At 66.6% G+C, this 22,303-nt stretch carries 17 protein-coding genes and 1 pseudogene; 9 read left to right on the top strand and 9 right to left on the bottom strand.

All coding sequences use genetic code 11. The features are described 5' to 3' along the window. Nucleotides 1-210: 210 nt before the first annotated feature. Nucleotides 211-423: a hypothetical protein gene (locus ABZX86_RS39250; RefSeq protein WP_355131374.1), complete on the top strand. Its 213-nt coding sequence runs from the start codon at nt 211-213 to the stop codon at nt 421-423. 259 nt (nt 424-682) lie between these two features. After that, on the top strand, nt 683-1,150 hold the full coding sequence (locus ABZX86_RS39245; RefSeq protein WP_355131372.1) for a YdeI/OmpD-associated family protein: 468 nt from the start codon (nt 683-685) through the stop codon (nt 1,148-1,150). A 66-nt stretch (nt 1,151-1,216) separates the two neighbouring features. Here the strand turns inward: ABZX86_RS39245 and ABZX86_RS39240 are convergent, their stop codons facing one another. From ABZX86_RS39240 to ABZX86_RS39225, 4 genes are all read right to left on the bottom strand, one after another. Then, nucleotides 1,217-1,447 carry a hypothetical protein gene (locus tag ABZX86_RS39240; RefSeq protein ID WP_355131370.1) on the bottom strand — a complete coding sequence of 77 codons (231 nt, stop codon included), beginning with the start codon at nt 1,445-1,447 and terminating at the stop codon, nt 1,217-1,219. Nucleotides 1,448-1,616: 169 nt separating this feature from the next. Next, complete coding sequence (locus tag ABZX86_RS39235; protein ID WP_355131368.1) at nt 1,617-1,919, bottom strand: hypothetical protein; 303 nt, start codon at nt 1,917-1,919, stop codon at nt 1,617-1,619. Beyond that, on the bottom strand, nt 1,916-2,224 hold the full coding sequence (locus ABZX86_RS39230) for an STAS domain-containing protein (RefSeq protein WP_355131366.1): 309 nt from the start codon (nt 2,222-2,224) through the stop codon (nt 1,916-1,918). The genes ABZX86_RS39235 and ABZX86_RS39230 overlap by 4 nt, the downstream gene beginning before the upstream one ends. After that, the gene (locus ABZX86_RS39225; protein WP_355131364.1) at nt 2,221-6,234 is read right to left on the bottom strand and encodes a SpoIIE family protein phosphatase; all 4,014 of its coding nucleotides are present in this window, start codon (nt 6,232-6,234) and stop codon (nt 2,221-2,223) included. The genes ABZX86_RS39230 and ABZX86_RS39225 overlap by 4 nt, the downstream gene beginning before the upstream one ends. Before the next feature lie 482 nt (nt 6,235-6,716). Here ABZX86_RS39225 and ABZX86_RS39220 point away from each other — a divergent pair, with 482 nt between their 5' ends. Together ABZX86_RS39220 and ABZX86_RS39215 are read left to right on the top strand one after the other, a co-directional pair. Next, a complete protein-coding gene (locus ABZX86_RS39220; RefSeq protein ID WP_355131363.1) occupies nt 6,717-8,315 on the top strand; it encodes an ATP-binding protein in 1,599 nt (532 codons plus the stop codon). Further along, the gene (locus ABZX86_RS39215) at nt 8,312-8,755 is read left to right on the top strand and encodes a response regulator (RefSeq protein WP_355131362.1); all 444 of its coding nucleotides are present in this window, start codon (nt 8,312-8,314) and stop codon (nt 8,753-8,755) included. Before ABZX86_RS39220 ends, ABZX86_RS39215 begins: the two co-directional genes overlap by 4 nt. An 8-nt stretch (nt 8,756-8,763) precedes the next feature. Here the strand turns inward: ABZX86_RS39215 and ABZX86_RS39210 are convergent, their stop codons facing one another. Together ABZX86_RS39210 and ABZX86_RS39205 are read right to left on the bottom strand one after the other, a co-directional pair. Further along, on the bottom strand, nt 8,764-10,659 hold the full coding sequence (locus ABZX86_RS39210; RefSeq protein ID WP_355131386.1) for a KUP/HAK/KT family potassium transporter: 1,896 nt from the start codon (nt 10,657-10,659) through the stop codon (nt 8,764-8,766). 131 nt (nt 10,660-10,790) lie between these two features. Beyond that, entirely contained in the window at nt 10,791-11,471 is a 681-nt protein-coding gene (locus tag ABZX86_RS39205) for a hypothetical protein (RefSeq protein ID WP_355131361.1), read from the bottom strand. Nucleotides 11,472-11,581: 110 nt separating this feature from the next. Here ABZX86_RS39205 and ABZX86_RS39200 point away from each other — a divergent pair, with 110 nt between their 5' ends. The 5 genes and pseudogenes from ABZX86_RS39200 (at nt 11,582) to ABZX86_RS39180 (ending at nt 14,398) form a co-directional block, all read left to right on the top strand. Beyond that, a complete protein-coding gene (locus ABZX86_RS39200) occupies nt 11,582-12,271 on the top strand; it encodes a TetR/AcrR family transcriptional regulator C-terminal domain-containing protein (protein ID WP_355131360.1) in 690 nt (229 codons plus the stop codon). 41 nt (nt 12,272-12,312) lie between these two features. Then, nucleotides 12,313-12,750, top strand: a pseudogene (locus tag ABZX86_RS39195) (chromate transporter); the annotation flags it as partial. An 82-nt stretch (nt 12,751-12,832) separates the two neighbouring features. Then, nucleotides 12,833-12,979, top strand: coding sequence for a hypothetical protein (locus ABZX86_RS39190; protein WP_355131388.1), 147 nt, complete (start codon nt 12,833-12,835; stop codon nt 12,977-12,979). Nucleotides 12,980-13,181: 202 nt separating this feature from the next. Then, a complete protein-coding gene (locus ABZX86_RS39185) occupies nt 13,182-13,898 on the top strand; it encodes an SRPBCC family protein (RefSeq protein WP_355131358.1) in 717 nt (238 codons plus the stop codon). 56 nt (nt 13,899-13,954) lie between these two features. Further along, the gene (locus ABZX86_RS39180) at nt 13,955-14,398 is read left to right on the top strand and encodes a hypothetical protein (RefSeq protein ID WP_355131356.1); all 444 of its coding nucleotides are present in this window, start codon (nt 13,955-13,957) and stop codon (nt 14,396-14,398) included. Nucleotides 14,399-14,464: 66 nt separating this feature from the next. On the opposite strand, the gene ABZX86_RS39175 is transcribed toward ABZX86_RS39180, so the two are convergent. From ABZX86_RS39175 to otsB, 3 genes are all read right to left on the bottom strand, one after another. Further along, nucleotides 14,465-16,834: a phosphoketolase family protein gene (locus ABZX86_RS39175; protein WP_355131354.1), complete on the bottom strand. Its 2,370-nt coding sequence runs from the start codon at nt 16,832-16,834 to the stop codon at nt 14,465-14,467. Nucleotides 16,835-16,848: 14 nt separating this feature from the next. Continuing rightward, complete coding sequence (locus ABZX86_RS39170; RefSeq protein ID WP_355131352.1) at nt 16,849-17,772, bottom strand: universal stress protein; 924 nt, start codon at nt 17,770-17,772, stop codon at nt 16,849-16,851. A gap of 448 nt (nt 17,773-18,220) precedes the next feature. Continuing rightward, nucleotides 18,221-22,177 (bottom strand): trehalose-phosphatase, encoded by a 3,957-nt coding sequence (otsB, locus tag ABZX86_RS39165; RefSeq protein ID WP_355131384.1) that lies wholly within the window; start codon nt 22,175-22,177, stop codon nt 18,221-18,223. Nucleotides 22,178-22,303 lie beyond the last annotated feature (126 nt).

Genomic DNA, 22,303 nt, shown 5'->3' with positions numbered 1-22,303 from the left:
AGGGTCTTGTTGAGGCCATCGCGCATCACATCCCCGTTCACCAGGCCTAATACCAGTGTTGCGCTGACCCATTGAGACCGCAGGCAGTAGCGGACATTGCTGCACTGAGCGCCAGACCGTAGCGGTTAGGCAGCGCTGATCATTCAACCCTTGCGACAATGACTTTCAGCGCGAAGCCGCTGATACACCAACCTGGGAAGAGGGTTCGAGATGAGCACCGATGAGACACACAATGACCTGGGTGGACAGAACGACCCTCCCCAGTTCACGATCGAACGGTCGACCTCTCCTGTCTATGCGAATGGCCAACAGCAAGTTCTGCTGAACGTGGACGCACAGAAGGACTCCGAGTCCGCTGAGCCGCCCGCGATCCCCGCAGAACTGCTGTCCGACGACAACAACATCATCATCATTTCCGACTGAGCGAGCAGCCCGCTCGACCTTGCCGACCGGGCGGGCGCATCAGTCGCCGCCGATAGTCGGATGATTCACGATATTCGGCAAAATAGTGCGCTCGGGTGATCGATCGATGGGATCACCCTGAAGTTCGCTGCGTCCGACTGCCCCTTCTGGGTGCCGGACGGGCCAGATGTTCGGACGGTGCTGATACCCGCCGATGAGTTCCACACCACCGCGCCGTCTACCCACTCGAAGGGGTACGCACACGGAGAAGGAGCTCGCCGTGAAGTTCACAGCCACCGTTCTAATTGCCGGCAAGACAGCGACTGGTGTCGTGGTCCCGCATGAGGTCGTCGAAGCGCTGGGCGGCGGAAAACGGCCGAAGGTTCGGGTCACCCTCGGGGACAACGTCTTCCGTAACTCGGTGGCGCCGATGAACGGGGTGTACATGCTCGGCTTGAACGCCGATGTCCGGCAGCAGACCGGCATCGCCGGCGGTGATGTCATCGAGATCGAACTCCAGCTCGATACCGAGCCCCGCGTGGTCGAAGTCCCGGCCGACTTCGCTGCGGCTCTGGACCGTGAACCGTGCGCCAGAGATTCCTTCGATCGGCTGTCGTACAGCAACCGCCGTGCGCATGTCCTGGCGATCGAGGGTGCCAAGACCACGGTGACCCGTCAACGGCGCATCGAGAAGTCGATCGCCAGGCTCTCCGTCGATTCCATCGGTTATGCGCCCGTGGGTGGTTGAACCGGGCCGTTCGGAATGCCCTTGCTCCGGAGGCTATCCCGGCCCGACGAATAGTTGGGTGGGTGGCTAATTCGGTGTCAGAGAGATGCAGTTGCTGCCGGACTCGGCGGACAACGTCGCGCGCAGATCTTTCAGAAAGCAGTAGATCTGCAATGGTAGGCCCGAGCTGCCGCTGCCTGCGACCTCACTGCTGCCGGTGGTCGGGTTCGCCGGTGTGGCCGACGCCGGTACGATGGTCAGCGCGGGAGCGAGAAGCATTGCGCCGGTGAACATTACGACACCAAGACGAGTTCGCATGCAGGAATCCTTTCGGGGTGCGGGGCGGGATCACGCCGCGGGCCGAACATATCCAGATATGCCCAGGCGGGGCAGCCCCCGAAAACGGTGCCACCGAGGCAAGGGGACATCTCACGGGGGCCTGAATCGGGAGAAGGGCCATCCGGCCTGGATCGGGTGGGTGACGGTATCAGTCCGGGGTTACCGCTCGGCGCGAATCAGGCAGTGCCGCAAGCCATTCGTGATGCGGGTGCACACAGGCGAGCCATTGCGCAAGGCGCGCGCTCCGATATTCGGGAAGAAGCCCGATAACCCGCGCGAAGTCGCGGTCGTCTTTCGGGCGTCGTGCTTTCGCCTTGAAAAGCAACGCCACCTCGGGGATGACGTAGGGAATTCCGGCGTCGCCGATCGCGATGAGTTCCTTGTAGGGCAACGTGATCGAGCGATCCCGGCGGCAGACCCAACGGCCGCCCGCCGGAAGGTCGGCGGTCATGGACGAGTGGCGGCGTTCTCGATGGTGACCAGTTCTGTCAGGCCGCTGATTCGCAAGGCGGGCACCAGCAGTGGGTTGCAGATGATGTGCAGATGGTCCGCGTGGGTGAACAACGCGTTGATGGCGCCGCTGTCCAGATAGTCCACGTCGCCGAGGTCGACCACGACGGAGGTGGCCTCGGCGAGGACAGCGGCCAGTGCGTCGGCGAACGCGGCGAGGTTGGTCATGTCGATTTCACCCTGCGCGGCCAGCATCGGACGGCCATCCGAGTGGACGCCGGTGTGCAGGGTCAGCGGAGTGCTCATGTGGCGATCCTCGTGTACATCTCGACGGTGGTCCCGGACCGACCGGGGACAATGGTGACCCGCTGCATCAGGCCGCGCATCAAGGTGATGCCGCGCCCGCGGTGCCCGCGCGCGGTGGCGTCGGGGTCGGGATTCTTCCAGCTGCCGCTGTCGGACACCCGCAGCCACAGTCGGTCGGCCGATGCGGCGGCGCGAAGCCGGATCACACCGGTGGGACGGTCCCGGTGGCCGTGCTCGACGGCGTTCACGCAGGCCTCTCCGATGGCGATGACCACGTCGCTGATCTGCTGTGGATGCAGGTCACAGCGCTTGAGCCAGTCGCGCACAGCATGCCGGACCGGGGCCAGTTCGCCGGGCTCGGCGGTGAAGTCGATTTCCAGCGGTCCCGGTTGCCGATACAGCAGCAGCGCGACATCGTCCTCGTAGCCGCCGACCGGGGTCAAGGTGGTCATCAGGTGGCCGGCGAGGTCCTCTACCGACCGGCTCCGCCCGTCGTGGACAGCCGCGCCGGCCCGGGCGATGCCTTCGTCCAGGGACCGGCGGCGGCGTTCCACGAGACCGTCGGTATAGAGCAAAAGCGTTGCGCGAGCAGGAAGAACCCGGTGATCCTGACTCCGGGGACGATCGACCCGCACTCCCAGGGGAAGACCGTTGACCACGCCCTCGAGTGTCGTGATCCCGCCATCCGCGGACACCATGATCGGGGGCGGATGTCCGGCGCTGCTGTACACCAGTTCACCGCCGATCGGATCGAGCACCGCGCAGAACACGGTGGTACACCTCGCACCGGGCAGCAATGCGGCGAACCTGTCGAGCCCGGCCAGCACCTGGGCGGGGTCGGCGTACTCCAGCAGCAGGGCGCGGCAGGCGCTGCGTAGCTGACCCATCACGGTCGCGGCATCCAACCCGTGGCCGACGCAGTCACCGACAACGATGCCGATCCGCTTGTCCGGCAACGGAATCGTGTCGTACCAGTCGCCTCCGACCTGAAGCGGCCGCGTGGCCGGTTGGTAGCGCACGGCGAATCCGGCGGGCAGGCTCGCCGGACCGAGAATGGCGTGCTGCAGCGCAACAGCCGCTTCGCGTTGCTGGTCGATCTCCTGCAGCCGGTGCAGGCCTTGGCCCAGCCGACCGGCGAGCACCGGCAGCAGTGCCAGATCCTCCCGCGCGATCGGCGGTCGCACACCCAGGTCGATCCATACGACCAGCAGCCTATTGGGATAGCTCGCGGTGACACCGACACATCCCTGCTGATCGAGCTGCGGGGTCAACAGCGGCGACCGCGCCAGGACGCGCAGACTCTCGCGCAGACCCGAGTCGAGCTGGTCCCACTCGATATCGTCACTGCCGCAGACCAATTCCGGCTCGATGTCGAGCCCGGTGGGAGTCTCCGGGAACGTGGCCAGCACGACGCGGCGGGCCGACCAGATGCCGCGGAGTTCGCTCACCGCCGCCCGGACAGCCTCCGGCACGGTCTCGGCTTCCGCCAGTCGCTCGGCCAAGGCGGCCAGGGCCGTATCGCGTTGAACGGTGTAGTGCTCAGCGGTGATATCGCGGACGGTACCCACGATCACATGGCGGCCCGCCGTCGGATCCTCGACCCGGTTGTAGGTGGCGCGCACCCAAACACGGTGTCCGGCAAGGTGTACCAGTGGAAGCTCGGATTCCCCGCTGTCGTTCTCGATCAGCCGGGTGAACTCGCGCAGTGCCTGCCGGTGGCCGTGCGGATCCGTATCAGGGTCGGGCAGCCAGGCAAGCGGCGGCCGATAGGGCAGCCCCTCTGCGCCGTAGCCGAGAATCTCGGTGAACGTGGGGTTGATCTCGATCACGCTGCCGTCCGCATCGCAGACGAAAAACCCCTCTTGCAGGGAATCGATCAGCGCGGTGCTCCAGCGCGCGTGCTGGGCGCGCAGCCGGGCCAGTTGCACACCGGCTCGGACCCTGGCCAGCAATTCGGCGGCCGAGAACGGTTTGACCAGATAGTCGTCCGCGCCCACGTCGAGTCCCTGGATGGAGGCGTCCTGCCCGGCGCGTGCCGACAGCAGCAGCACCGGCACATTGGCGGTGCGCCGGTCCGCGCGCAATGCGGCGACGAGCCCCAGACCGTCCAGGCGCGGCATCATGACGTCGCTGACGACCAGCTCCGGCAGTCGGGCACGGATAGCCTCCAGCGCGGCCTGCCCGTCCGCGACGGTGTCGACGTGGTGTCCGGCGCCGCGCAGCAGACGGGTGAGGTAGTCACGCATATCGGAGTTGTCGTCGGCGATCAGCAGGCGCGCGGGCGAACGCAGACCGGCAGCGCCGCCGATGTGGTGTGTGTCCGAGCCGGGGATCGTGTCGGCGCCGGGTTCCGCCGCATCCAATTCCGTTGCGGGAAGCCATCGCAACGCTTCTTGGACGAACGGCTCGGCGGTCGGCAAGCCCACGGCGACCGGCTGTGGGTCCGCCACCGCATCGTCCGGCAGGTGGGCGTGGCCGAATCGCAGCCGAATGATGAACGTCGTGCCTTGGTTCTCGGTGGAGTGAGCGGCGATGGTGCCGCCGTGCAGGCCGATGAGTTCCTTCACCAGCGCCAGCCCGATGCCACTGCCCTCGGTCGAGCGTGACCGCGCGTGCTCGACCCGATGGAACCGGTCGAACAGTCGCGGCATGTCCGCGTCGGCGATCCCGATGCCGGTATCGGTCACGGTGAGCACCGCGTGCTCGTCCTCGCAGCGCAGCCGGACGGTGACGGTGCCGTCGAAGGTGAACTTCACCGCATTCGACAGGAGGTTGAGAACCACCTTCTCCCACATGCCGCGATCGATATAGACCGGCTCGGGCAGTGCGGGGGTGTCCACGACGAACCGCAATCCCGCCCGCTCCAGCGCCGAGCGGAAGACACTGGCGAGCTCACCGGTCACCGCACCCAACTCGACCGGCTCGTAGCGCGCCTGCATCCGGCCGGCCTCGATCCGGGAGAAATCCAGCAGCGCGTTGACAAGTTTGCCGAGTCGTAAACCGTTGCGGTGGATCACTTCCACCTCTTCCCGCACTTCCGGCTCGGCGTCGGCCAGACGGGTCCGCAGCTCCTGCACCGGACCGGCGATCAGGGTCAGCGGGGTGCGGAACTCATGGCTGATATTGGAGAAGAAGGTGGTCTTGGCACGGTCCAGCGCGGCCAGCTCCTCGGCCCGCCGTTGCTGGGCCTGATAACTGCGGGCGACGAGGATTCCCGTCGCGATATGTCCCGCGACCAACTCGACGAACCCGCGGTACACCTCATCCAGCGGCCGATAGGGATTCAGGGCGGCGACGACGAAACCGACTGGCGCGGCGCCCTGTTGCGCCAGCGGCATCACCAGCGCTTGCAGGGGAGGCTGCGTCCACGCTCCGGTCGGCAGCGACGGGAACGCGCCGGCGACCAGATCGACGATCACCGACTCTCCCCGGGTCGCCGCCATGATCGGCCACACCGGATCGAGGTCCTCGCCGCGCAGCCGTTTCGGCGCCGCCGGGTGCCCGCCGTCGATCCCGGTGGTGGCCACCAGCTTCGCGGTCGTATCGGCCTCGAACAGATAGGTCGCCGTGAAGGGCAGGTCCCACCGGTTCCGGCGCAGTTGGTCGCCGGTGAATTCGAGAATCTCCTGCTCGGTGCGCATGACGCTCGGGTCGGAGCCCAGATCACGCAGTGTCGCCATGCGTCGCTCGCCGATGACGCGCTCGGTGTCCTCGGTGACCACGCACAGCATGCCGACCACGACACCGTGGTCATCGCGCAGGGGACTGTAGGAGAAGGTGTGGTAGGTCTCCTCGGGATATCCGGAGCGTTCCAGGATCAGCAGCAGCCCTTTGTCCCAGGTCGCCCGTCCTGTCGCCAGCACGCCTTCGATGCGGGGGCCGATATCGTCCCAGATCTCCGCCCACACCTGCCGTGCCGGCCGGCCCAGGGCCCACGGATACTTCTGCCCGAGTGTGTCATCCCGGTAGGCGGCGTTGCAGAAGAACGTCAGCTGCGGACCCCATGCCATCCACATCGAAAACCGTGACGACAGCAGAATATCGACCGCGGTGCGCAAACTCTGAGGCCACTCGGCCGGCGGTCCGAGCGGGGTCGACGCCCAGTCCACAACCGCGAGATCCGGACCAATCTGATCATCGATACCGAACGACTCCGCCGCCGCTACCACAGCCGTGCCCCTGCCCTCGGTTCCATCGTTCCGGTGCGGCCCACACACCGTTCCGCTGCGCGGATGTTACCAGACGAAGACCCGCCCAACCTGGGGCTATTCGTCATCACCGCCCGGACGTGTCCCTCACCATCGGGGAGCGATGTCGCTGCGTGACGGCGAGCCGGCCGGTCCGGACCGGCTAGGATTCCGGCAGCTTCGCGGTCGAGAAAACGGCTGCTGGAGCCTTCGACGCGCGCCGGCGTGCGCTGTGCCCGGAAATGGAGTTTCTCTGTGGAGAGCCCCGCCTTCGCTGTATTCACGTTGTGCCGAGAGATGCGGCGGTGACGGCCTTGCGAGACCGCGAGCGCAGTGCCGGACGCTTGACCGTGCAGACCTGGATTCAATTGGTGCTAGGTGTGATGGGCGTCGTGGTCTTCCTCGGCGCCGTCGCGGGCGCGCGGGTGATCGCGACGACCAATACCGCGACCGAGCGGGTGCTCGATCACACCCAGCCGGCGTTGCTACAGGCCACCCGTCTGCAGAACGCGCTGATCAATCAGGAAACCGGCGTGCGGGGATATGCGCTCAGTGGTGATCGGCAGTTTCTCGAGCCCTATACCGACGGGTTGCGGGAGCAGACCGCTGCCGCCGGACGGATCCGCGCTCTGGTCGCTGAATCTCCTGATCTGATAGCGGATTTGGACGCGGTGCAGCACGCCGCCGACACCTGGCGAACGACGTACGCCCACAACACCGATGCGGCCCCGGCGACACTGGTGGCCACCACGCCGCAGGGCAAAGCGCTCTTCGACGAGTTGCGCACCCGTTTCGATACGCAGAACACCGACCTGTCCGCCGCGATCGCCGCGGACCGTCGCGCGCTCGAACATGCCAGCACCCTGCGCAATTGGGTACTGGCGCTCATGGTCGCGGTCGCACTGCTGACCGGGGCGATACTCACCGTGCTGGCCCGCCGACTCGTCGCACGGCCGCTGTCGGCGCTGGCGGCGGCATCCCTGCGAGTGGCCGACGGGGATTTCGATCACCGGATCGATGTCTCCGGCCCGGCCGATGTGGCCACCGTCGCCGATGCGGTGGAGCGGATGCGCGGGCGCGTGGTGTCGGAGCTGTCCTCCTCGCGGGCGCAGGAAGAGCTGCTGTCGAAGCAGAAGGCCGAGCTCGATATTCAGGCTCAGGAGCTGCGCCGCTCCAATACCGAACTCGAGCAGTTCGCGTATGTGGCCTCGCATGATCTGCAAGAACCACTGCGGAAGGTCGCGTCCTTCTGCCAGCTGCTGGACAAACGTTACGGCGACCAATTCGACGAGCGCGGAAAGCAATACATCCACTACGCGGTCGATGGCGCCAAACGCATGCAGGTGCTGATCAACGACCTGCTCACCTTCTCCCGAGTCGGACGGGTGTCGGAGACCACCGCCCCGGTCGAGCTGCGCGAATCGCTCGATACCGCGGTGAGCAATCTGGCCTCGGTCATCGAGGACACCGATGCTCGAGTGCGCTTGCCGCAGCAGCTGCCCGAAATCGTGGGTGATCCCACGCTGCTGACGATGCTGTGGCAGAACCTGATCTCCAATGCCCTCAAATTCCGCAGCCCCGAACGCATTCCGAGCATCGAGGTGCAGTGTGAACTCGATTCCGAGTCGCTGATGTGGGATTTCTCGGTGACCGACAATGGAATCGGCATCGAGGCCGAGTTCGCCGAGAAGGTGTTCGTCATCTTCCAGCGGCTGCACAACCGGGAGGCCTACGGGGGCACCGGCATAGGTTTGGCCGTGTGCCGGAAGATCGTCGAGTATCACGGGGGCAAAATCTGGGTCGATACCAGCCATACTGAGGGAACCCGGTTCCGGTTCACCCTGCCCGTCGGCTCGCCCGCGAGCGATTCGGCCGCACCGGCTGTTGAAGGAGCTTCGCTGTGATCCATACCGCCCGACCCGTCGATATCCTGCTCGTGGAGGACGATCCGGGTGATGAGCTCATGACCCGGGAAGCGTTCGAAGAGCACGATATCGCGAACACTCTGCACGTCGCGCGCGACGGCCAGGAGGCCCTGGATTTCCTGTTCCGCCGGGGTGCGCACCTGCATGCACCGCGCCCGGATCTGGTGCTGCTGGATCTGAACCTGCCCAGATACAACGGTCACCAGATCCTGGCGAAGATCCGCGCCGACGCCGAACTGTCCGATCTGCCCGTGGTCATTCTGAGCACCTCCTCCGCCCAGGAGGATGTGGTGAGCAGCTACCGCCTGTTCGCCAACGCCTACGTCACCAAACCGACGGACCTCGACGAATTCACCTCTGCGGTAAGGCAGATCGACGAGTTCTTCACCCAGCTCGCCCGCTTGCCCAGCCGCGGTTAGCCTCCGGATCAGATCTCGATCCGCGACCCCATGGTCACCGTGCGCTCGCGCGGCAGCCGGAAGTGATCGACAGCATCGGAGGCGGTATAGCTGATGGCGATGAAAAGCTTCTTGCGCCAGCGCGGCATCGTCCGGGCCGTCCCCGCATGCAACTCGACCTTGGAGAGAAAATAGGACGCGTTGCCGAGGTCGAGCACGCCCTCGGTATCGGCGGGATCGAGCCGGGCCAGGGCGGCCTGTACGTCGGGGGTCTGCATATAGCCGACCTTGGTGGCGATATGGACGATGCCGTCATCGGTGTAGCCCAGATGATCGACGCGCACGTGCTCATCGGGCGAAATGCGCGGCACCGGTTCGGTTTCGATCGACATGATCACGATCTGCCGATGGCGGACATGGTTGCGTTCGACATTCGCGCGCAGGGCCAGCGGCGCAGTCTGCTTGCCGCGGTTCAAGAACACCGCGGTGCCCTCGACGGTTGCGGGCCTCGCCCGGTGCTGCCGCAGTTCGTCGATGAATTCTTGCAGCGAGCCTTCCTGCCGCTCACGTTCGGCGACAACCACTTCACGGCCCCGACGCCAGGTGGTCATGATCGTGAAGGCGGTGATGCCGATCAGCAGGGGCAACCAGGCGCCGTGCACCAGTTTGGTGAGGTTCGCCCCGACGAACAGCAGGTCCACCGTCAACAGCGGGACGGCGCCGAGCACTGTCACCCACAGCGGCAGTTGCCATTTCGCGCGGGCGAGATAACTCAGCAGCAGTGTGGTGATGGTAATGGTGCACGTCACCGCCATGCCGAAGGCGAACGCGAGCGCGGTCGAAGTGCGGAAGGCGAAGACGAGGGTGAGCACGGAGACCATCAGCAACCAGTTGATGCCCGGCACGTAGATCTGGCCGATGGTCGATTCGGAGGTGTGGACGATCCGCAGTCGAGGCAGATATCCGAGCTGCGCAGCCTGGGACGCAACGGAATACGCGCCGGTGATCACGGCCTGCGATGCGATCACCGTCGCCGCGGTGGCCAGTACGACCACCGGAAGCCGCCCCCAGCCCGGCACCAGCAGAAAGAACGGGCTCGCGGCATGCGCCGGATCGGCGAGCACCAGCGCGCCCTGGCCCAGATAGCTGAGCACGCAGGCCGGAAACACCAGGAAAAGCCAAGCGCGAGTGATGGATCGGCGGCCGAAGTGCCCCATATCGGCGTACAGGGCCTCGGCGCCGGTCACCGCCAGCACGATCGCGGCCAGCGCGAAGAACGCCACACCGAAATGCCCGGCCAGGAATCCCAGCGCGTAGGTAGGTGACAACGCCCGCAAAATCGCCGGATCCGTACGGATGCCGCCGATTCCGCACGCCGCGATGGTGAGGAACCACACCACCATCACCGGTCCGAACAGACGCCCGACGGTCGCGGTGCCGCGCCGCTGCACCATGAACAAGGCCATGATGATCAGGGCGGTGATCGGCACGATCAAGCGCGCCAGTGACGGTTCGACGATCTGCACGCCCTCCACCGCGGACAGCACCGAGATGGCCGGGGTGATCATGCTGTCGCCGAAGAACAGCGAGGCGCCGAAGATGCCCAGTCCCGCAAGGACTACCGCCGCTCGCCGCTCCCCCGGCGGGGCCCAGCGCCGCACCAGCGTGATGAGCGCCATGATGCCGCCCTCGCCGTCATTGTCGGCGCGCATCGCGATCAGCACGTAGGTCACCGTCACGATGATCATCACGGACCAGAACACCAGCGACACCACGCCGAACACATTCTCGGCACGGACGGGCACGGCATGCGGGTCCGCCGGATCGAAGACCGTCCGCAGGGTGTAGATCGGACTGGTCCCGATGTCGCCGAAGACGACACCGAGTGCGCCGAGCACCAGACTCGACCGCGCCGCCGGATGCACATCCGGGGCCTCGGTCTCCGATCGTTCCGACGAGTCCACGTCGCTTCCCACTGTGCCCGACCTCCCTCGCTGAGACGCCGCGGCGCCGGGGCTCACACCCTGACGCCGCGGCGCTCGCTCCCGCTGTCGGCTTACCCAGCCTCGCGGCGATCTACCGGCACTCGTCTCATCGACAGCGCCGCGCGACCGCAGAGCGCCACGGCCAGGCCGAGCACAAATCCGTAGACGACCACCAGGCCGTGTGCGTTGTCCTGCGCGAACCACAGGATCAGGCCCAGGGTGGGTGCGGCGAGGGCGAGCAGGCGCTCGCGAGCCGCGTGGGTGCGTAGCAGCAGGACAGCGGTCACCGTCGCGCCGAGAAAGTATGTCGCCGCGGAACTTCCGGCGAAATTGCGGGGCGCGGAGCTGACGCTGGTTATTCCGACCAGTGCGTCGACATGGCTGGGCAGGAGCGCCCCGGCGGCGAACAGGGCGAGCATGAGCGGTGCGCCCCAGATCCATTCGGCGAGGGCGGCCATGATCGCGAGGGTGGCGAGATTCCACAGTGTTCCGGTGACGCCGCCGTTCTGCATGAACACCGAGGTGACAGGCCGCCACCAGCCGGATTTGCTGGGGTCGGAGTCGAAGTGGTCCATCGCCCCGGACCACAGCAGCTGGACGAGCACGCCCGTGATCGCCGCGACGGTCAAAGCGATTGCGGCCCAGGGGATCCGACTCCACCGCTTGGCTTCGGCATCCACCAGCGTCCGGGCCGAGACGAACATCAGCACGAACAGGGCGGCCGTGGCCGGGTTGTACAGAATCGCGCTCATGAGATGTCCACCCCCATTTTCAAACAGTGTTCGAATCCGTCGATAGGCACTGTAACTCCAGTAAGGTGCATAATTCAAACGGTGTTCGAAACTGCGCTGGAGTGGAACCGATGAAACTGACCACCGACCGGATCGTCGATGCCGGGATGGCCGCGTTCGCCGAGGTCGGCTATCAGGGACTGTCCATGCGCCAGGTCGCCGACCGGCTCGATGCGCATGCCGGAAGCCTCTACTACCACGTCAAGAACAAGGACGCCCTGCTGCGGCTGATGGCAGACCGCGTGGCCCGGCACGGGTACGACTCGGGCACCGCCGCCCTGGCGCAGCTGCCGCCCGGCGCACCGTGGCCCGCGCGGGTCGAGGCGCAGGCCGCGGCGCTGCGGCGCAGCATCCTGCGTCATCCCGGCGGCCCGATACTCCTGGCCGAAAGCCCCAAATCCCTGAGCAGCGGCGCACTTTCACTGATGGAGCGGCTGCTGCGCACCCTCGTCGAGGGCGGCGTCCCGACACCGCATGCCATCATCGCCGCCGATACGGTCCTGAGCCACACCACCGGTTTCGCACTCCAGGAGCAGACCGAACCCCCGGCCCCGCCCGTGGACGCGGCGGCCTACGCCGACCTGCACACCCGATTCCCACTCACGACCTCCGGCGCGGCCGCCTATCCGCAGGAGGAGAAGTTCCTGCGTGGTGTGCGCCTGATCTGCCTGGGCATCCGCGCACTCATCGAGGGCGAGGACCTGCTGCCCCTCGGCCCGCCGGAAGAGGCGCTGACAATTGCTATCGAGCCGCGCGGGTAGCTCCAGCGCGTGGTGCGCCGGACGAGCGGGTGCGGACGATCATGATCGAGGCGGGCGGCGGCGAAGATGAGGGCGAACCCACCCGGGCCGGCGATCTGGGTGCGCACGGGTTGTCCGCGAAAGCGCACATTCACCTGCGCCGTCTCACCGTCGGCAAAGCGCCGACCGGTCAAACGAACCCGCGCACCGCCTTCGCCGCCATGGCGGCGCAGCACACAGGTTATCGCGCGCTCGGCCCGCTCGACCTCGACCGGCGTCGCTCCCCCACGTGCAGCCACCATCACTGGATGACCGACCTGCAATTCCTCAATGCCGTTGCGCTGGGCCAGATCACCCCCGGACCGGTGGTACAGACCGTCGCCGTCGTCGGCTACGCCGCGGGCGGCCTGGCGGGCGGGCTGCTGGCCGCACTGCTGGCATTCACTCCATTGTTTCTGTTCGTCGTCGCGGGCGCACCGTATTTCCAGCGCCTGCGCTCCAGCCCGACCGTCCCAGTCCTTCCTCGACGGCGCCGGTCCCGCGGTCATCGGCGCGATCGCGGGCTCCACTCTCGCTCTCGCCATGGCACTTTCGCACCTGTGGCAGCTCGGCGTCCTCACCGCCGCCGCGCTCTGGCTGCTCGCCCTGCGACGTGGTGTGATCACCACCTTGCTCGGCGCCGGTGCCCTCGGCGTGGCGGCCGCCTTCATCCACCTCCCGGCCAGATAGGAACGCACCGGCAAACCTCCTTCGTCACTGGGCCCAGAGGAGGGATTGCCCGGCGGTGGCCGAACTGTCCGAACCGGCGGTCATGGGAGGGCCGGGCCCCTGGTGACAACCTCCGCCATTCGATCGGTGACGTCCGGCCCTGTCGCGAAACCCCCTGCGCGCCAAATGATCGGTGGCAGCACCCAATCGGAGGAGAGTTGTCATGAGGAAAACGACGGCGTGCGCGGTCGGTATCGCTTCGGCGCTGACGGGGCTGGCGGTGGGATATCCGATCCTGGCCCGCGAAAAGTGCCTGAACTGGGGTGCCACCGCCGCGGAAGTGTTGCGCGTCATGCCCGGTGACGATCTGCGGGCAGCCCCCGACACGATCAGCACCCGGGCCGTCACCGTGGCCGCATCGCCGGAGCAGATCTGGCCGTGGCTGGTACAGATGGGGCCCGGACGCGGCGGGGCCTATACCTACGACTGGATCGAGAATCTGCTCGGCCTGGATATGCACAGTGCCGATGCCATTCTCCCGCAATTCCAGAATCTCGCGGCCGACGATGTCCTGCCCATGGGGAAGTCCGGACCGCGCATGCGAGTGGCGATCCTCGAGCCGGAGCGCGCTCTGGTACTCGCTTCCGAGGACGGCGCCTGGGTGTGGGCATTCGGGCTGTACCCCACCGCCGGAGGCGCCCGGCTGATCAGCCGCAACCGGATCTCGCTGCCGTCCGCCTCGCTGCCGACGCGGCTGTTGTACATGCTCATCATGGAGCCGGGCAGTCTGCTGATGGAGCGGAAGATGCTGCTGGGCATCGCCGAGCGCGCCGCTCGCACCAGCCTCGATCCGCATCCCGCCATGGTGACCAAGGACCCTGACGAGCAGTCGGAAAGCCAGTATTCGACAGCGGCCGACGGGCGAACACTCGATGTATGACCGCTATGAATGTTCCTCCTCTCCCGATCCCTGATCACCGTACGATGCTGGCGGCGATGCGGCTGGCATCCCGGGCGCCGTCGGTGCACAACACCCAGCCATGGCGCTGGGAGTTCGACGGCGAGAAGCTGCAGCTGTTCACCGATCCCGATCGACTGCTGACCGCCGCGGATCCGCACGGCCGGCAGCTGATCATCAGCTGCGGCGCCATGCTGCATCACGTGCGCACCGCCTTCGGCGCGCAGGGCTGGCACACCGATACGGTCCGCGAACCCGATCCGCTGAATCCCGGGCTGCTGGCCGAGATCCGGTTCCGGGCGTGGCCGAATCCGCCGGCCGGACTGATAACGCGCGCCGCGGTCATCGACCAGCGCCGTACCGATCGCCTGCCCTTCGAGGAGCCGAAGGAGTGGGATTCCCTGCTGCCGCGGTTGCGCATGCTGGTCTCACCGCACTACCTGGAGCTGATCAGCCTCGACGAGAACATCCGGCCCGCTTGACCACCGCCTCCGAGCAGGCCGCGGCACTGCGCCGGAAGTCGTGGAAAGCTGCGGACCGATCTCGAGTCATTCGTTTCGGGACCAGCGCCAGTCGGTGATCTCCGGCGGATCCTCGCCGAACTCGCGACCGTAGTCGCGGGCGTATTCGAGCCTCGCTCGCAGCTGCGCGGTCAACGATTCGAGCCGGTCGGCCAGCCGCGGAACTTCGGCCAGGGCGGCGATGGCGAGCTGATAGCGGTCTATGCCGTTCATCGCACACATATCGAAAGGTGTTGTGGTGGTGCCGTTGTCGGTGAAGCCGTGTACATGCATGACGTCATGACCGGGGCGGTGGTAGGCGATGCGGTGGATGAGCCACGGGTAGCCGTGGAAAGCGAAAATCACCGGGGCGCTGGTGAATATCTCACCGTACTCATCGTCGGCGATGCCGTGGGGATGGCGGTCCGGCGGGAAGAGCCGAGCCAGGTCGACCACATTCACGACGCGAACGGCCACATCCGGGGCGAGCTCTCGCAATAGTGCCGCGGTCGCGAGCGTTTCCTGCGTGGGAACATCGCCGGCACAGGCCAGGACGACTTCGGCCGGGCGGTCGTGATCGGACGAAGCCCATTCCCATACGCCGAGTCCGCGTTCACAGTGAATTCGGGCTTGTTCGTTGTCGAGGTACTGCAAGCCCGGTTGTTTTCCGGAGACAACAACATTCACGTACCCGCGGCTGCGCAGGCAGTGGTCGAAGACGTGCAACAAGCAGTTGGCGTCCGGCGGCAAGTACACGCGGCTCACTTCGGGCCGCTTGCTGAGCACATGATCGATGAAGCCCGGGTCCTGATGCGAGGCCCCATTGTGGTCCTGCCGCCACACATGCGAGGTGATGAGGTAGTTGAGGCTGGGAATCGGCTCCCGCCAGGGGAATTCGGCGGCCATGTGCAGCCATTTCGCGTGCTGCACCACCATCGAGTCGATAATGTGGGCGAAGGCCTCGTAGGTGGAGAACACGCCGTGGCGCCCGGTCAGCAGATAGCCCTCCAGCCAGCCCTGGCACAGATGCTCCGACAGCACCTCGAAGACCCGCCCGTCGGGCGCCAGCCGGTCATCGTCGGCCCGGATCGGCAAGCGCCAGCGCCGCCCGGTCACCTCCAGCACCGCATCGAGGCGGTTGGAGGCATGCTCGTCGGGCGAGAAGAACAGGAGATTGCGCGGATTCGCGGTGAGCGCATCCCGCAGATAGCCGCCGAGCACCCGGGTCGCCTCCGCGAGTTCGGCACCGGGATCGGCGAATCCGACGGTGTAGTCGCCGGGCCGCGGCAGGCGCAGGTTCACCGTATTCTGGCCGTGCGCAACGGGATTCATGCTCATGCGCAAATGCTCGGGATGAAGTGTGGCGATCCGGTCCACCGGCGCGCCATCCGCCTGGAAAAGCTCCTGCGGCCGGTAGGAGAGCATCCACTGTTCCAGTTGCGCGAGATGCTCCGGATTCTCCCGCACCGCGCTCAGCGGCACCTGGTGCGCCCGGAAGGTGCCCTCGATCCGGACCCCGTCGACCTCGGCGGGACCGGTCCAGCCCTTCGGCGTGACGAGCACGATCATGGGGCGGCTGGGGTCGCGCGGTCCGAGCCCCCGCCGGGCGTGGTCGCGAATCTCGGCAATCCGCGCCATCGCTTCGTCGAGTACCTCCGCATAGCGCTGGTGGACCTGTTTCGGTTCGTTGCCCTCGACGTACATCGGTTCCCAGCCGTGCGCGGTGAGCAGCCGATCCAGGTCGATGCGCGACATGCGCGACAGCAGTGTCGGATTGGCGATCTTGTAGCCATTGAGGTGCAGGATGGGCAGCACAGTGCCGTCGGTGACGCGATCCAGGAACAGCGGCGCATGCCAGCTGGTCGCCAGCGGCCCGGTCTCGGCCTCACCGTCACCGATCATGCAGGCCACCACGAGATCCGGGTTGTCGAGTGCCGCGCCGGTGGCGTGCGCGAGTGAGTAGCCGAGCTCGCCGCCCTCGTGGATGGAGCCGGGCAGATGCGGCCCGGCATGACTGGGCACCCCACCGGGAAAGGAGAACTGCCGGAACAGTTCTCGCATTCCGGCAAGATCATGCCCGGCCTCCGGGTGCCGTATCGGGTAGGCGCCTTCGAGCCAGGTGGCAGCATTGAGGGCGGCGGCGCCGTGGCCGGGCCCGAGAACGAAGAGCATCTGCTGGCCGGTCCGCGCGATCACGCGATTGAGATGCGCGTAGGTCAGCGTCACCCCGGGCACGGTCCCCCAGTGCCCGATCAAGCGGCGTTTGATGTGTTCGGGTCGCAGCGGTTCGGTCAGCAGCGGATTGTCCATCAGGTACAGCTGCCCGACGGCAAGGTAGTTCGCCGCCCGCCACCAAGCGTCCAAATCGCCGAGGCTACCGGTGATTTCGGTGTGGGCGATCGGCATTGTTCGTGTCATGTTCGGTTCCTCGACTATCGGGTGGGGTGGACGACCATGACGGGGCAGTGGGCATGCTGAACGAGCGTGTGCGCGGTCGAGCCGAGCAGCAGACCCAGAAAGCCGCCGCGGCCACGATTGCCGACCACCAGCAGCTGCGCGGTCTTCGACCACTCCTGCAGGTGCCGAGCCGGTTCGGAGAAATACACCCGCCGGCCGATATGAACCTCCGGGTACTTCTCCTGCCATCCGGCCAAGCGTTCGGACAGGACGATCTCCTCGACGTTCTGCATTTCGTCCAGCGACAGCTCGGACGCCTCACCGGCGAAGGTGCCGAAAGTCCAGTCGCTCCACGTGTGCGCGGCGATCAGTTCGACGCCGCGCTCGGCGGCCTCGGCGAAGGCCGCGCCGATCGCGGCGTCACTGACCGCGCTGCCGTCCACGCCGACCACCACGGGACCGGAGATATGAACGGTCTCGTCCGCATCGGAATCCGGGCGCACCACGATGACGGCGCCCTCGGCATGCGAAGTCACCGCGAGCAGTGTCGATCCCAGATGTCCGACGGTTCCGGTCTGACCGGTGGCACCCAGCACCACGGCGAAAGCGGTCTTGCTGCGTTCGAGCAACAGGCTGGTCGCAGTGTCGGCCGACATGTGCACCGAGATCCGCAGTTCGGGCTCGAGCAGGTGGGCGGTGTGCTCGGCGCGCGTGACGATCGCCCGGCCTTGCGCGCGAACGCCGTCGATGACCCGAGGTGAGATGACCTGGTAGGGACCGACCACAGAACTGGCGGCCACCAGGTTGAGCCCGTGCACGATGTGCAGTGCACGCCGATGCTCGGCGGCGTACCCGGCAGCCCAGCGCAGGGCGAGATTCGAGCCCGGCGATCCGTCCACACCGACGACGACTGCCGCAGCGGCCAGTCGATGCGGATCGCCGTATTCCTGCTGTGTCATCGCGACCTCCCTGGATCGTCTGTCTTCGGCGCCTGATCGGGCAGCCATATCAACGGTATGAATCACATCGGGTCTGCGGCTGCTGGCAATGGTCACCGGGTCCAGGGGCCGAAAGAACTCCGGCTCGTCCCGAAGGCGTGTTTCGGGCCGAAAATGGCCGTTCGTCCCGAGCCGATCGGGAATATCGACTCTGCTGCCCCGCCGGTGTCCGAACGACGCTGTCAACCATGAGAACTTCTGTGACGACAGATCCCGTCGCGGCCCTTGCGGTGCTGCTCGGCGCGCTCATGATCGTGGCCGTCCCCGGCGGGCTGGTCTGGCTGTCGAACTGGGCGGCGTTGTACGGCGAGATCCTGGTGTACCTGGCCTTCGTCGAATATCTGGCTGTCGCCGTCGGCCTGCTGCGCTGGGGCGTCGGTCGCCTGCGTTCCCAACGGTCCCCGCAGGTCTATCTCGGGGGCAACGATATGCGGACTGTCGATCCAGCCGACAGCAGCTCCGTCACACTGCCGCAATCGATTTCGATCGGCGCGGCGGAGCCCGGGTCCGCACGCACCTCGACCTCGTCCGCGCGGATCAGCACGGTCAGCCGGTGCCCGCGATAGCTGATCGGGAAGGACAGCGGGCCCAGCGCATCCGGGCACAGCGGATTGAGAATCAAACGGTCCGAACGCATTTCCAGGCCGGAGAAGCAGCGTTGCACCAGATCGACGCTTCCCGCCATGGCGCCCAGGTGAATTCCCTCCTCCGTGGTGCCACCCTGGATATCGGCGATATCGGATTCCAGTACCCGATGGAAGAACTCCAGCGCCTGGCCACAGTTCGCGCGGGCCAATACCCACGCGTGCACGAGCGCGCTGAGCGTGGAGCCGTGCGAGGTGCGGACCAGGTAGTACTCGATGGTGCGCGGGATCATCTCGCCGGGCAGCTCATAGCCGAGCCGGCCCAGCACCTCCCGCAATTCGTCGGCCGAGAACAGGTAGAACAGCATCAGCACATCGGCCTGTTTGGCCGCCCGGTACCTGTTGATGTCATCGCCCTCGGACTCGAGGATGCGGTCCAGGCGCTGGATGTCTCCGTAGCGCTCCCGATAGTCCGCCCAATTCAGTTCGGCCAGTTGATCGTAACCGTCGAATTGGCTGATCACACCGTCGTGGAACGGCACGTACATGCGGCGGCTGACCGCCTCCCAGTGCGCCGGTTCCGATGCCGATACGCCCAGCGATTCCAGGAGCCCCGCCCGAGCGCGCGGGGTGAGCCGGTCGAGAGCGTCGAGGGCGCGCAGAATGACCCACACCGCGGTCACATTCATGTACGCGTTGTCGTCGACGCCCCCCTCCGGCGCATCGGGGTTACCGGAATGGAATTCGTCCGGTCCGATGACCCCGCGCAGATGGAAGCGATCGTCACGGGCGTCGTATTCGGCGGTGCTTGCCCAGCAGCGAGCGATCTCCACCAGCAGTTCCGCGCCGTAGTCGGTGAGGAATTCGATATCGCCGGTGACCTGGTAGTACTGCCAGACGTTGTAGCCGATGGCACTGCCGACGTGCAGGGCACGCCCACTGGCATCGGGATGCCAGTGCCCCGACAGCGGATTCAGGTGCATCCGCTGGCTCTCCTCGCGACCGTCGCTCCCGGATTGCCACGGGAACAGCGCCCCTTCGTGCCCGGCCAGCGCGGCCAGGCGGCGCGCCTCGGGCAGCCGCCGATACCGATAGTGCAGCAGACCACGGGTGACAGCCGGGAAGCGCGGAGTGAGGACCGGGAAGACGAACAGCTCGTCCCAGAAGACATGCCCGCGATAGGCCTCACCGTGCAGACCGCGGGCCGGGACGCCGACGTCCAGGTCGGCGGTATGCGGTGAGAGGGTCTGCACCAGATGCAGCAGGTGCAGTCGCAGGATCCGTACCGAGTGGCCGCCGCCGTCGATATCGATGCGCAGCCGATCCCACAGGTGCTCCCACGCGGCGGTGTGGCCCGCGAGCAGCTCCGTGAATCCCGGTGCGGTATCCAGATATCGGATCGCCGCCTCGTCTGGGGCTGCCACGGCATGATCGCGACCGGTGACGACGGCGACGATCTTCTCCAGGGTGAGACTGCCGCCGGCCCTCATCACGACGGTGTGGTCCCGGCCGATCAGTCCGTCCCCGTCGACGGGCTCCGTGGCAGCGGTGACCGGCAACCCGCCGCGGTTCAGCGTGCTGCGCGCCGCGACGGCCAGCGGAATCTGCGACTGATTGGTTCGCGCGGTCAGTAGCACCGAATCCGGCGACAGCAGACGACCGGACGGCTGTGCCAGATGCCGATCGGACAGTGCGCGGTATCGAGCGACCAGCGAATTGCGGACGTCGCCGTCGATTGCCGAACGGACCGTCACTGTGCCGGACCAGTTCTCGGCCGTGATGGTGGTCTCCAGCGCACACAGGTGCGGGGCGTGCATGGCCGCGAAGCGCCGCTGGCGCACCGCGGTAATGTTCCCGGCCGCGTCGCGGAATCGGAAGCGCCGCAGCAGCACTGCCCGGCTCAGGTCCAATTGCTGCTGATATTCGAGCAGTTCGACGGCATCGATATCGAACCAGTCGCCGTCGGCGATGCGGAAGGTCACCGGCAGCCAATTGGGCAGATTCACCAGACTCTCGTTGTCCACCGTATGCCCGGCGACCTCGTCGTAGAGCCGGTTGTAGATGCCGGCGACATAGGTGCCCGGATAGTGGCGCTCACCCGCACGCGATTCCGGGGCGGCGCCGCGGGTGGCGAGGTAGCCGTTGCCGACGGTGCACAGCGCCTCACGCAGTCGTTCGCGGGCCGGGTCGTAACCGTCGAAGGTGAGCAGCCAGGAATCTGAAGCGGCCGTATCGGTTTCGGTGCGCAACAGGCCGTCCAGGCCCTCGAGGAACTCCCGGACCCGGGTGGGTGCGGACAGGGCGTAGCGGGCGGCGGTGCGTCGATCGCCGTCTTCGTCATGGCATACGACGATTCCCAGGCCGTCCGTTTCGACCGCGTCGAAGGCGTCCTCATCGGTGAAATCGTCGCCGATATAGATCGGCAGCACCGGCACGGTGAGGTGATCCAGGATCCAGCGCAGCGCAGTTCCCTTGTCCCAGTCCATATCCGGGCGCAGTTCGAGCACGCTGCGGCCGCCGGTCACCCGCAGACCGGCTCGCCGGGCCAGGGCGTGCACGGCGGAGAACACCGTCGCGACCTGATTCGCCGCGACCTGCCGGTAGTGGATGGCGACGGCGAATCGCTTGTGTTCCACCCTGATTCCGGTGATGCCGGACAGGGTCCGGTGCAGCTCTTCGGCGGATTCGGCGAGCGCTCGCTCCGCTCGGGGCGCCGCATCGTGCAGGTAGGAGGTTCCGTCGGGGGCCAGCAATTCGAAGCCGTGGCAGCCCGCGTACCAGATCCCCGTAATGCCCACATGCTCACGCAGATCAGCCAATTCGCGACCGCTGATGATCGCCACCGGGCACCGCGTCGCGAGCCGCGTCAGCACCTCCGCCGCGCCGTCCACCAGAGTCGCGGCGGCCGGATCGGGGACGATTTCCGAGAGGGTGCCGTCGAAATCCAGAAGCACCGCGGTCTTTTCGGTGTCGAGCAGATCACCGAGGGCGGACCAGGACGCCATCGCGTCGGGCACCTCGGACATCCGCCGGAATCCGGTGCGCAGCGACACCTCGGCGAGATCGCCGACCACGATATCGGCTCCGCCTTCGCTCAGCCGGGCGGCGTGATCGGCGCGATTCACACCGATCACCAGCCCGAATCCGCCGGCTCGACCCGCCGCGACCCCGGCCTCGGCGTCCTCGACCACGACGGTCCGCGATGGTTCCGCGCCCAATCTCCGGGCAGCCTCCAGCAGCATGGCCGGATCGGGCTTACCCGCCAGACCGAGCTCCTCCGCGACCAGACCGTCCACTCGAACCCGGAACAGGTCGCCGATCCCGGCGGCACGAAGCACCTCGGCGCAGTTCCTGCTGGCCGAGAACACGGCGGCGCCCAGTCCCGCGGCCTGCAGCTCGCGGATCAGGGCGACCGTCGAATCGAAAGCCGGCACACCGTCGCGGGCGATGCGCGCCAGGAACAGATGGTCCTTCCGATTGCCCAGACCGCACACGGTGACGGCGTCATCCGCGTCGGAAGGGTCACCCTCGGTTAGCGAGATACCCCGTGCGGCAAGGAAATCCGTTACGCCGCGGTATCGGGGTTTGCCGTCGACGTACCGCAGGTAGTCGCCGGGGGTGAAGGGTGAGCGATCCTCCCCCGGTGCCGCGGATCGCTGTGACAGGAAAGCGTCGAACAGCTCGGTCCAGGCGGCCGCATGGATGGACGCGCTCTTGGTCACCACCCCGTCCATATCGAAGATCACCGCATCGTGGTGCCGCGAATCGATCAGCGGCCCCATGGTTTTCCCGTCGCTCACGTCTCCAGCGTGTACCGAACGGCCGGATCGCGAAAGAGTCACAGGTCCTCCCGTTCACGATGCTCAACTCGGGCCGGAGGGCAAGGCATTCGAGGACCAAGGACCCCT

Origin of the sequence: Nocardia sp. NPDC006630 (assembly GCF_040611495.1) — a bacterium.
Classification (GTDB): domain Bacteria; phylum Actinomycetota; class Actinomycetes; order Mycobacteriales; family Mycobacteriaceae; genus Nocardia.
Note: the sequence above shows the minus strand (reverse complement) of the source record. Positions and strands in the feature narration are given on the sequence as shown.

Coding starts and splice junctions, on each gene's coding strand:
- ABZX86_RS39250 (WP_355131374.1), top strand. CDS start 211: ATGAGCACCGATGAGACACACAATGACCTGGGTGGACAGAACGACCCT.
- ABZX86_RS39240 (WP_355131370.1), bottom strand. CDS start 1,447: ATGCGAACTCGTCTTGGTGTCGTAATGTTCACCGGCGCAATGCTTCTC.
- ABZX86_RS39235 (WP_355131368.1), bottom strand. CDS start 1,919: ATGACCGCCGACCTTCCGGCGGGCGGCCGTTGGGTCTGCCGCCGGGAT.
- ABZX86_RS39230 (WP_355131366.1), bottom strand. CDS start 2,224: ATGAGCACTCCGCTGACCCTGCACACCGGCGTCCACTCGGATGGCCGT.
- ABZX86_RS39225 (WP_355131364.1), bottom strand. CDS start 6,234: ATGGCATGGGGTCCGCAGCTGACGTTCTTCTGCAACGCCGCCTACCGG.
- ABZX86_RS39205 (WP_355131361.1), bottom strand. CDS start 11,471: ATGAGCGCGATTCTGTACAACCCGGCCACGGCCGCCCTGTTCGTGCTG.
- ABZX86_RS39200 (WP_355131360.1), top strand. CDS start 11,582: ATGAAACTGACCACCGACCGGATCGTCGATGCCGGGATGGCCGCGTTC.
- ABZX86_RS39190 (WP_355131388.1), top strand. CDS start 12,833: ATGGCACTTTCGCACCTGTGGCAGCTCGGCGTCCTCACCGCCGCCGCG.
- ABZX86_RS39185 (WP_355131358.1), top strand. CDS start 13,182: ATGAGGAAAACGACGGCGTGCGCGGTCGGTATCGCTTCGGCGCTGACG.
- ABZX86_RS39180 (WP_355131356.1), top strand. CDS start 13,955: ATGCGGCTGGCATCCCGGGCGCCGTCGGTGCACAACACCCAGCCATGG.
- ABZX86_RS39175 (WP_355131354.1), bottom strand. CDS start 16,834: ATGACACGAACAATGCCGATCGCCCACACCGAAATCACCGGTAGCCTC.
- ABZX86_RS39170 (WP_355131352.1), bottom strand. CDS start 17,772: ATGACACAGCAGGAATACGGCGATCCGCATCGACTGGCCGCTGCGGCA.
- otsB (WP_355131384.1), bottom strand. CDS start 22,177: ATGGGGCCGCTGATCGATTCGCGGCACCACGATGCGGTGATCTTCGAT.